The sequence below is a fragment of the Parafrankia discariae genome (assembly GCF_000373365.1).
Lineage (GTDB): Bacteria > Actinomycetota > Actinomycetes > Frankiales > Frankiaceae > Parafrankia > Parafrankia discariae.
In genome coordinates, this window is record NZ_KB891292.1 from 1 (window position 1) to 11746 (window position 11746).

Sequence of the window (11746 nt, forward strand, 5' to 3'; positions counted from 1 at the left end):
CGGGAGAAACCCACGAACGTCCCCGGCGTCGCCATCACCGTCACACCACCGGCCAACGCCAACTCACACTCACCGGACCGCAGCGCCTGCACCGCCAGATGCAACGCCACCAGCGACGACGAACACGCCGTGTCCACCGTCACCGCCGGACCCTCAAGACCGAACGTGTACGACACCCGGCCGGAGGCCACGCTGCCGCCGGTGGCCATCGAGCCCTCGGCGTCCGCCGTGGACTGGCCGAGCACCATCGCGTAGTCGTTGTACATCACCCCGGCGAACACGCCGGTCCGCGAACCGCGCAGGCCCACCGGGTCGATGCCGGCCCGTTCGAACACCTCCCACGACGCCTCCAGCAGCAACCGGTGCTGCGGATCCATCGCCACCGCCTCACGCGGACTGATCCCGAACAGACCCGGATCGAACTCCGCCGCGCCGTAGAGAAAACCACCCTCACGCGCATACGACGTCCCCGGATGATCCGGATCCGGGTCATACAGACCCTCGACATCCCACCCACGATCCGTCGGGAAGAAACCCACCCCGTCCCGACCCGACGAAACCAGCTCCCACAACTCCTCCGGCGAGGACACCCCACCCGGATAACGGCACGCCATCCCCACGATCGCCACCGGCTCGGTAGCGGCCTCCTCGGTTCCACGCAGCCGTTCCCGGGTCTCGTGGAGTTCGGCGGTCACTCGCTTGAGGAAATAACGCAGCCGGTCGTCGTCGGTCATCGCGGTGTCGCCTCTCATCATTACGGCCAAGCTCGGGGACCCGGGCAAGGTCAGGAGATGCCGAACTCCTTGCCGATCAGGTCGAAGATTTCGTCGTCGGTCGCCGTCTCGAGCTCTTCGGCGAGGGCGACAGCCGTGCCTTCGGCGCCCGGCCCGCGACTGAGGCGTTGCCAGGTCGTCAACAGGTTCTGCAGGCGGGTGGTCACGCTGGCCCGGTCCGCCTCGTCGGTGACCGTCCCGAGGGACTCGGCCAGCCGGTCGAGATCCGCGAGCAGCGGGGTGAGCGCGGGGACGTCGGCCGGCCGCAGCCGCCCACCGAGATAGTCGGCGACCGCCGCCGCCGTGGGGTAGTCGAAGACCAGCGTCGACGGCAGCGACAGTCCGGTGGCCGCCGTCAGCCGGTTGCGCAGCTCGACGGCGCTGAGCGAGTCGAAGCCGAGTTCGGTGAAGGCCCGACCGGCGGCCACCGCGGCTGCCGAGGGGTAGCCGAGCACGGCGGCGATCTGCGCACGGACCGTTTCCAGCACGAGCCGGTCCTGATCCGCGACGGAAAGGCCGGTGAGTCGCTGGGCGAGGCCGGGGCCACCGCTGCCGGTCGAGCGGGCCGGCTGGGTGGGACGGGCGAGCCGGTCGAGCAGGGCCGGGAGCATCCCGGCGCCACCGGCCGCGCGCAGGGCGGGCAGGTCCAGGCCCAGGGGGGCGAGCAGCGCCCGGTCGGCACTCAGCGCCGCGTCGAACGCCGCCAACCCCTGCTCCACGCTCAGCGGCACGATCCCGCCCCGCCGCAACCGCTCCCGCTCCGCCCCCGCCAGACCACCACCCATACCACCGTCGGTGTCCCACAACCCCCACGCCAACGACACCGCCGGCACNTCCCGCGCCCGCAACCAGCCGGCGAACCCGTCCAGGAAACTGTTCCCCGCCGCATACCCGGCCTGACCCGCATTCCCGAACAGACCCGCCGCCGACGAGAACACCACAAACGCCGACAGATCACGATCCGCCGTCACCGACCACAGATTCACCGCCGCGTCGACCTTCACCCGCAACACCGCATCCACCCGCTCGGCGGTCAACGAGGTCAGCACACCGTCATCGAGCACCCCGGCCGCATGCACCACGCCGGACACGTCCGCCTCGCTCAACGCCGCTGCCAGTGCGGCCCGATCCGTCACGTCACAGGCCAGCACCCGGGCGCGCGCCCCGGCCTCGGCCAGCTCCGCGACCAGCTCGGCGGCACCCGCCGCCGCCGGGCCGCGGCGGGACAGCAGCACCAGATCCGACACCCCGTGCACAGCCACCAGATGCCGCGCCAGCGCCACACCCAGGGTTCCCGTGCCGCCCGTGATCACCACTGTGCCCGCGCCGAACCGGGCCACCAGTGGCGCACCCGGCCTCGGCACGTCCGGCCCACCGGCCGGCTCGTCCTGCGGGCCGTGTGCCGGCTGGTCGGGAACCGCGACCACCGCCGGCAGCCGGCTCAGGCGCGGTTCGAGAACCTGCCCCCGCCGGACGACCGACTGCGCCGCCCCCGACGCGACCACCGCCGCGAGCAGATCCCGGTCGGCCGCGGCCCCGGCGAAATCGACCTCGCTGTCGACGTCGACGAGCTGGATGCGGTCGGGATGCTCGGACTGGGCCACCCGCACCAGACCCCACAACGCCGCGTCCGCCACACCCGCCACCGCATCGCCCGACCCCGCCGCCACCGCACCCGACGTCAGCACCACCAGCCGACCCGACAACCACTCCGGAGCCGCCAACCACTCCTGGAGCAGTCCCAGCAGGTCGGTCACCCGACCCCGCACCGCACCCACGTCCAGACCAGACCCGATGCCTGCGCCCGTGCCTGCGCCCGTGCCTGTGCCTGTGCCTGTGCCTGTGCAGTCGATCATCAGGACCCGGCCGGCCGGCGGCAACGGCTCGCCCAGCCGCACCGTCACCCAGCCCTCAGCCTCACCACCGGCGACCTCGGCGCCGGCGGCCGTTCGAGCGGGTTCCGGTGCGGGCACCCAGTCCACGGCGTAGAGCAGGCCGTCCGAAGGGGAACCGACGGTGGCCTGGCGCAGGGCGAGCGTCGCCTCGGCGACGGGCAGGCCGGTCTCGTCGGCCAGGGCGATCCGGACGCTGCCGGCGCCCGGCGCGGCGGTGAGCCGCACCCGCAGCGGGCCGCGCACCGGGCCGAGCACCCGTAGGTCGGAGAAGGCGAACGGCAGCTGCACCCCGCCGGCCGCCGGCAGCAGACCACCGAGGGCGATCGCGTGCAGCGCGGCGTCGAACAGCGCCGGGTCGATCACGAAACCGTCGCTGGTCTCCTCGGTCGCCACCTCGGCGAAGACCGCGTCGGCGGTCCGCCAGGCTCGGTGCAGCCCCTGGAACGCCGGGCCGTAGGCGAGCCCGGCGGCGGCCGTCTCCGGATAGAAACCGGTGACGTCGAGCTCGTCGGCGCCGGTCGGCGGCCAGGTGACCATGGGGCTGACCGTCAGTGCGGCGCCAGGGTCCGCGAGCAGGCCGGTGGCGTGCAGGGTCCAGTCGCCGTCCTCGCCGGGACGTGAGTGCACCGTCACCGACCAGCGTTCGGTGCCGCTGCCGTCCGCGGTGTCGGGCCGGTCCGCGGTGTCGGGCAGGTCGACGGTGACCCGGATCTGAAGGTGGCCGCGGGCCGGCACGGCGAGCGGGGTCTGGAGGAGGAGTTCGTCGAGCACCGGGCGGCCGAGGCGGCCGCCGACGGCCAGGGCCATCTCGGCGAACGCCGTTCCCGGCAGCACGACCTGGCCGAGGACCTCATGGTCGGCGAGCCAGGGGTGGGTGTCGAGGGCGAGGGAGCCGGTGTGGACGACCGCGGTGGAGCCGGGCACCTCGACGACGGCGCCGAGCAGCGGGTGGCCGGTGGAGTCCAGGCCGAGGCCGGTGGCGTCCCCGCGGCTGACCGGCCGGGGACGGGGCCAGAAGTCGTCGCGCCGGAAGGCGTAGGTGGGCAGGTCGACCCACCGGGCGTCGGTGCCGGCGAAGACTGCCCGCCAGTCGACGGCGGTGCCGGCGACGAACAGCCGTCCCAGGGCGGTGAGCAGGGTGGCGGCCTCGTCGTGGTCGCGGCGCAGGGCCGGCACGGCGAGCAGGTCGGGCCGGCCGGGCAGCTCCGGCAGGTCGGCCGCCGTGTCGGCGACCATGGCGGTCAGGATGGCGTCGGGGCCGAGTTCCAGCACCTGGGTCACGCCCAGGCCCGACAGGGCGCGCACGGCGTCGGCGAAACGCACCGGCCGGCGGACCTGCTCGACCCAGTACCCCGGGTCCGTCCACTGACCGGGCTCGACCGGCGCGCCGCCGACCGTGGACACGGCGGGCAGGGTCGGTTCGCGCAGCCGCAGGCCGTTCACGACCGCGGTGAACTCGGCGAGCATGGGTTCCATCAGCGCCGAGTGGAAGGCGTGGCTGACCGCCAGCCGGCTGGTCCGCCACCCCCGCTCCCCGGCGAGAGCCGCGGCCTGCTCCAGCAGGTCGACCGGGCCGGAGAGCACGGTCGACGCCGGCCCGTTCACGGCGGCGACGTCCAGGGTCAGCTCCGCCGTCGCCAACGCGGCGAGCACCTCGGCCTCCGCCGCGGCGACCGCGAGCATTCCGCCCCCGGCGGGCAGGGCCTGCATCAGCCGACCGCGGGCCGCGACCAGCGCGGCGGCGTCCGGGAGGTCGAGGACGCCGGCCGCGTAGGCGGCGGTGATCTCGCCGATGGAGTGGCCGGCGACGGCGGCGGGGGTGACCCCCCAGTCGCGCACCAGGGCCAGCAGGGCCACCTCGACGGCGAACAGGGCCGGCTGGGCGTAGCCGGTGCGCTCCAGCAGCTCGGGCTCGGTGTCGATCACGGTGCGCAGCGGCTGGTCCAGGTGGACGTCCAGCAGCGCGCAGACCTCGTCGAACGCGGCGGCGAACACCGGGAACGCGGCGTGCAGCTGCCGTCCCATGCCGAGCCGCTGGGCGCCCTGGCCGGTGAAGACGACACCGAGCCGGGCCGGGCCGGCCTCGCCGACGGCCACGGTCGGCAGGCCGGCGCCGGGCCCGGCGGCCGCGGAGTCGTCGGTGGCCACTGAGTCCACAGCGCCCACGGTGGCCAGGGCGGCGGCGAGGTCCGTGGTGTTGTCGGCGACCAGGACGGCGCGGTGCCGCAGGGTGGCCCGGGCGGTCAGGGCGCGGCCGACATCCACCAGGCCGGCCGGCGCCACCAGGCCGGCCGGTTCCGGCTGCCGGGCGAGGGCCGCGCGCAGGCGGGCGGCCTGCTCCGCGAGCGACTCGCGGTCGGCGGCGCTGAGCACGATCGGAGTCGGCGACGGGACCGGCGACGGCGACGGGACCGGCACGGCGGGTGGTTCCTCGATGACGACGTGCGCGTTGGTGCCGCTGATCCCGAACGAGGAGATCCCGGCGCGGCGCGGCCGGCCGTTCGCCGCCCACGGCCGGGCCCGGGCCAGCAGCTCGACCGAGCCCTCCGACCAGTCGACCTGGGTGCTCGGAGCGTCGACGTGCAGCGTCGCGGGCAGCGTGTCGTGCCGCATCGCCAGGACCATCTTCATGATCCCCGCGGCGCCGGCCGCCGCCTGGGTGTGCCCGATGTTCGACTTCACCGACCCCAGCCACAGCGGCCGGTCGGCGGGCCGGTCCTGGCCGTAGGTGGCGATCAGCGCCTGTGCCTCGATGGGGTCGCCGAGGGTGGTGCCGGTGCCGTGGCCCTCGACGACGTCCACGTCGGCGGTGCCCAGGCGGGCGCTGGCCAGCGCCTGACGGATCACCCGCTGCTGGGAGGGGCCGTTGGGCGCCGTGATGCCGTTCGACGCGCCGTCCTGGTTGACGGCGCTGCCGCGGACCACGGCCAGCACGGGATGGCCGAGCCGCTGGGCGTCGGAGAGCCGCTCGACGAGCAGCATGCCGACGCCCTCACCCCAGCCGGTGCCGTCGGCGGCGTCCGCGAACGACTTGCAGCGGCCGTCGGCCGCCAGGCCGCGCTGCCGGGAGAAGCCGATGAACGTGTTCGGCGTGGACATCACCGTCACCCCGCCGGCGAGCGCCAGCTCGCACTCACCGCCGCGCAGCGCCTGCACGGCCAGGTGCAGGGCGACCAGCGACGACGAGCACGCCGTGTCCACGGTGACCGCCGGGCCCTCGAGGCCGAACGTGTAGGACACCCGGCCGGAGCCGAGGCTGCCGCCCGTCCCCATGAGCCCTTCGGCGTCGGCCGTGGACTGGCCCAGCACCAGCGTGTAGTCGGTGTTCATCATGCCGACGAAGACGCCCGTGCGGCTGCCGCGCAGCGCGGTCGGGTCGACCCCGGCCCGTTCGAACGCCTCCCAGGAGGTTTCCAGCAGCAGGCGGTGCTGCGGGTCCATCGCGAGCGCCTCGCGGGGGCTGATGCCGAACAGGCCCGGGTCGAAGGCGGCGGCGTCGTAGAGGAAGCCGCCCTCGTCGGCGTAGGAGGTGCCGGGGTTGTCCGGGTCGGGGTCGAACAGGGCGTCGAGGTCCCAGCCGCGGTCGGTCGGGAAGGTGCCCATCCCGTCACGGCCGGTGGCGACGAGCTCCCACAGATCCTCCGGGGAGGCTACCCCGCCGGGGTAGCGGCAGGCCATCCCGACGATGGCGATCGGCTCGTCCGCACCGAGCCCCGCGGCCGCCGGCGCGCCCGACGCGGCCGACGCGGCGGTGATGCCGCTGGCGCCGGTGCCGGCCGGCTCCGCCGGGGCGTCGGAGAACTGGCCGGTGACGAAGGCGGCCAGGGCGGTGACGTTCGGGTAGTCGAACACCAGGGTGGACGGCAGCCGCAGGCCGGTGGCGGCCACCAGGCGGTTGCGCAGTTCGACGGAGGTCAGCGAGTCGAAGCCGAGCTCCCGGAAGGCCCGCTCGACGTCGATCGCCTCCGGGTCGGTGTGCCCGAGCACGGCGGCGACCTGCGCGCGCACGACCGCCTGGGCGACCCGGTGCCGCTCCGCCGGGGAGAGCCCGGTGAGGCGCCGGTCGAGCCCGGTCGCGCCCGCGGCACCGGCCGGGCCGCGCCCGGGGACGCGCACCAGCCCCTGGAACAGTGGCGGCAGCATGCCGGCCTGGACGGCGGTGCGCATCGCGGTGAGGTTCAGGCTGGCCGAGGCGAGCACCGCCGGGCCGGCCGCGGTGGCGGTGTCGAAGGCGGCGAGGCCCTGCTCCGCGGTGAGCGCGCCGATGCCGCCGCGGTTCATCCGCGCCCGGTCGAGGTCGCTCAGGTCGCCGGCCATGCCGGTGCCGGTGTCCCACATGCCCCACGCCACGGACGTCGCCGCCAGGCCGCGGGCCCGGCGGAACGCCGCGAACGCGTCCAGGAACGTGTTGGCCGCCGCGTAGTTCGCCTGCCCCGCCGTGCCCAGCAGGCCGGACACCGAGGAGAACAGCACGAAGGCGTCGAGATCGCGGCCGGCTGTCGCCTCGTGCAGGTGGACGACCGCGTCGACCTTCGCCCGCAGCACCGCGTCGAGCCGGGCCGGGGTCAGCGACCCGACCAGGCCGTCGTCGAGCACGCCCGCCGCGTGGACGACGGCCGAGACCGGCTCGTCGCGCAGCAGCTCCAGCACGGCCGTCCGGTCGGCGAGGTCGCAGGCGGCCAGGCGCACCCGGGCGCCGGCGTCGGTCAGGTCGGCGCACAGCTCGGCCGCGCCCGGGGCGGACATCCCGCGGCGGCTCAACAGCAGCAGGTCGCGCACGCCGCGCTCGTGCACCAGGTGGCGCACCAGCAGCGACCCGAGGCCGCCCGTCGCGCCCGTCACCACCACCACGCCGTCACCGGTGACGGCCGGGCGGGGGATGGTCAGGACGTTCTTGCCGATGTGCCGGGCCTGACTGACGAACCGGAATGCCTCGCGGGCCTCGCGGACGTCCCACGCCCGCACCGGCAGCACCCGCAGCGCGCCGCGCTCGAACAGCGCCAGCAGCTCGGCGAGCATCTCGCCGATCCGGTCCGGGCCGGCTTCGAACAGGTCGAACGCCCGGTACCCGACGCCCGGATGGCTCTGTGCCAGCTCGGCGGAGTCGCGCACGTCGGTCTTGCCCATCTCGACGAACCGGCCGCCGGGCCCGAGCAGCCGCAGCGAGGCGTCGATGAACTCCTGGGTCAGCGAGTTGAGCACGACGTCGACGCCGCGCCCGTCGGTGGCCGCGGCGAAACGGTGCTCGAAGCCGACGTCCCGGGAGGAGGCACACGCCTTCTCCTCGACGCCGAGGGCCCGCAGCACCGGCCACTTCGCCGGGCTCGCCGTCGCCAGCACCCGGGCCCCCAGGTGCCGGGCGAGCTGGACGGCCGCCATCCCGACGCCGCCCGCGCCCGCGTGGATCAGCACGGTCTCGCCGGCGCGCAGGCCGCCGAGGTCGACCAGCCCGTAGTAGGCGGTCAGGAACACCAGCGGCACCGACGCGGCCTCGGCGTACGACCAGTCGCCGGGGATGCGCGCGAGCAGCCGCTGGTCGGTGACGGTCCGCGCGGCGAAACCGCCGGAGAACAGGCCCATGACGCGGTCGCGGGGTGCCAGGTCGCGCACCCCCGGGCCGACCTCGAGGACGATGCCAGCGCCCTCGCTGCCCATGTCGAGCGGGACCTCGCTCGGGTACACGCCCAGCGCGATCAGCACGTCGCGGAAGTTCAGCCCGGCCGCCCGGACGGCGACCCGCACCATGTTCTCGCCCAGCGGGCCGGTGTCGTCGTGGTCGGCCATCCGCAGGTCTTCGAGTGTTCCGCCGGTACCGGCGACCAGCCGCCACCGGTCCCCGGCCGGCACCGGCAGGCCCGCGCCGGCGAGCCGGCCGAGGCGGGGTACCAGCACCGTCCCGGCGCGGACCGCGGCCTGGGACAGCTCCGCGGCGACCAGCGCCGGCAGCACGCCCCACCCGTCGGGGCCGACCCGGTCGAGTTCGGCGCGGTCGAGGTCGAACAGGTGGAGGCGGTCGGGGTGCTCGGACTGCGCGGAGCGGATCAGTCCCCACAGGGCCGCGTCCGCGAGACCGGTCACGGCCTCGCCGGGACCGGCGGCGACCGCCTCGCCGGTGAGCACCACGAGACGGCCCCGCGCCCAGCGTGCGTCGGTGAGCCAGGTCTGGAGCGTGGCGAGCAGCAGCGCGGTGCGGTCGCGGACCAGCTCGGCCGCCGGCACCGCCGCCCGCACGCCGGACACGAGCCCGTCCCGTCCGGCGCCGGTGGGGTCGCCGTCGCGGGTCGTGCAGTCGAGGACGAGCACGCGGGCGGGCTCGGGCAGCGGCGCGCCGAGGGCGACCGTGACCCAGTCGGATCCCTCCCCGGCCGCCCCGGCGCCGGTGCCGTGAACGTCCGCGGCGGCCAGCGGCTGGGCGACCCAGTCGACCGGGAACAGCAGGCTCTCCCCGGCCGGGCCGGGCGCCAGCCGGTCGGCCGCGACCGGGCGCAGGGTGAGGCCCGCGACCTCGGCGACCGGCAGGCCCGCCCCGTCCGCGATGGTCAGCCGCACCGTGTCGCCGGAGGCCGGGCCGATCCGCACCCGCAGCACCGGGCCGGCCGGGCCGAACGTGCGCACCCCGGTGAAGGTGAACGGCAGCCGGACGGCGTCGTCGGGCAGCAGGCCGCCGAGGCCGATCGCATGCAGGGTGGCGTCGAACAGAGCCGGGTGCAGCGCGAAGCCGTCGACCGGCTCGTCGGTGGCCACCTCGGCGAAGACGTCGTCGGCGCGGCGCCAGACCCGGCGCAGGCCGCGGAACGCCGGCCCGTAGACCAGCCCCGTCTCGGCGAGGCCGGCGTAGAAGCCGTCGAGCGGCAGCTCGGTGGCGCCGTCCGGGGGCCAGGAGACCAGGGCCGGGTCGAGGCCGGGCGCGCCGGCCGTGGCTGCGGGGGCCAGGACGCCGGTGGCGTGCAGGGTCCAGGGCTCGTCGGCGCCGGCCAACGCCGGCCGGGAGTGGATGGCGACCGGCCGCCGCTCGTCGTCCGACGGTTCGACGGTGACCCGGACCTGCGCGCCGTCGCGGGCCGGGAGGGTCAGCGGGATCTGGAGCAGCAGTTCCTCGAGCAGCGGCAGGCCGGCGCGGGCGCCGGCGGTCAGCGCCAGGTCGACCAGCACCGTTCCGGGCACGACCGTCGAGCCGAGGACGGCGTGGTCGGCGAGCCACGGCTGGGCCGCCGTCGACAGCCGCCCGGTCAGCGTCACGCCGGCCGGGTCGGGCAGGTCCACCGCCGCGACGAGCAGCGGGTGCCCGGTGGCGGACAGGCCGAGGTCGGTCGGGTCGCCCGCCGACGGCCGGCCCGGCACGATCCGCGGCCAGAACCGCTCGTGCTGGAAGGCGTAGGTCGGCAGCTCCACCCGGTGGCCGCCGGTGCCGTCGAGCACGGCCGGCCAGGAGACGTCGACACCGTGGGCGAACAGCCCGGCGACGGCGGTCAGCAGGGTGGTGGCCTCGTCGCGGTCCCGGCGCAGCGCGGGCAGGGCGACGGCGTCGGGCCGGCCGTCGCCGACCATCGCGGTCAGCGTCGCATCCGGGCCGATTTCCAGGAACCGCACGTCCGCCCCGGCCGCCCCAGCCGCCGCGACCGCGTCGGCGAAGCGCACGGGCCGGCGGACCTGGGTGACCCAGTAGTCGGGATCGGTCCACTCGTCCCCGACCGGCGCGCCGGTCACCGTCGACACCGCGGCGAGGTTCGGCGCGCGCAGACGCAGGCCGCCGACGACGGTGGCGAACTCGGCGAGCATCGGCTCCATGAGCGCGGAGTGGAACGCGTGGCTGACGGTGAGCCGGCTGTGCTGCCAGCCGCGGCCGGCGGCGAGCTCGGCCGCCCGGTCGATCTCCTCCCCCAGGCCGGAGAGGACCACCGAACCGGGCGCGTTCACCGCGGCCACGTCGAGGATGATCCCCGCCGCCGCCAGCGCGACGCCGACCTCCGCCTCGCCGGCCCGGACGGCGAGCATGCCGCCGCCGGCCGGCAGGGCCTGCATGAGCCGACCGCGGGCCGCGACCAGCGCGGCGGCGTCGGGCAGGTCCAGGACGCCAGCCGCGTAGGCGGCGGTGATCTCGCCGATCGAGTGGCCGAGGACGACGTCCGGGGTGATCCCCCAGCGGCGGAGCAGCGCGAGCAGCGCCACCTCGACGGCGAAGATCGCGGGCTGCGCGTAGCCGGTCCGGTCGAGCAGCCCGGCCTCGGCGCTCTCGGCCTCCTCGGCGTCGATGACCGTCCGGATCGGGCGGTCGAGGTGGGTGTCGAGCAGGTCGCAGACCTCGTCGAGGGCGGCGGCGAACACCGGGAAGACCGCGGCGAGCCGCCGGCCCATGCCCACCCGCTGGGAGCCCTGGCCGGTGAACAGCAGCGCCAGCCGGCCGTCGCGGGCCACGCCCCGGACGACGGTGGCGCCGCCGGGCAGGTCCGGGCCGCCGGGCAGGTCCGGGCCGGCGGCGAGCGCCGCCAGGTCCGCGGCGATCTCCGCCGCGGTGCCGCCGAGCAGCACGGCCCGGTGCGGCAGCGCGGTCCGGCCGGCGAGCGAACGGGCGACGTCCAGCGCCGGCACGGCCGGCTGGGCGGCGAACAGGTGGCGCAGCCGGTCGGCCTGCCCGGCAAGGGCGGCCCGGTCGTGCGCGGCGAGCACCAGCGGGACGCGGGGCAGCACGACGGTGGCCGGCGTGGTGGCGGGGGCCGGCGCGGCGGGTGGTTCCTCGATGACGACGTGCGCGTTGGTGCCGCTGATCCCGAACGAGGAGATCCCGGCGCGGCGCGGCCGGCCGTTCGCCGCCCACGGCCGGGCCTCGGTCAGCAGCTCCACCGACCCCTGCGACCAGTCGACCTGGGCGCTCGGAGCGTCCACGTGCAGCGTCGCGGGCAGCACGCCGTGGCGCATCGCCAGGATCATCTTCATCAGCCCGGCGGCGCCGGCAGCCGCCTGGGTGTGCCCGATGTTCGACTTCACCGACCCCAGCCACAGCGGCCGGTCGGCGGGCCGGTCCTGACCGTAGGTCGCCAGCAGCGCCTGCGCCTCGATCGGGTCGCCGAGTGTCGTGCC

Annotated in this window: 2 protein-coding genes and 2 pseudogenes; all 4 read right to left on the minus strand. The window is 75.9% G+C overall.

Translation table 11 applies throughout. From position 1 onward, the window contains the following. Positions 1 to 782 (minus strand): beta-ketoacyl synthase N-terminal-like domain-containing protein (locus B056_RS0134400; protein ID WP_407672456.1); only part of this gene is annotated, 782 nt, incomplete at its 3' end. Positions 783 to 784: 2 nt separating this feature from the next. Next, entirely contained in the window at positions 785 to 2629 is a 1845-nt protein-coding gene (locus B056_RS46395; protein WP_456095371.1) for an SDR family NAD(P)-dependent oxidoreductase, read from the minus strand. A gap of 195 nt (positions 2630 to 2824) precedes the next feature. Next, positions 2825 to 8971: pseudogene (locus B056_RS46400) on the minus strand (SDR family NAD(P)-dependent oxidoreductase); the annotation flags it as partial. A gap of 171 nt (positions 8972 to 9142) precedes the next feature. After that, a pseudogene (locus tag B056_RS46405) lies at positions 9143 to 11746 on the minus strand (acyltransferase domain-containing protein); the annotation flags it as partial.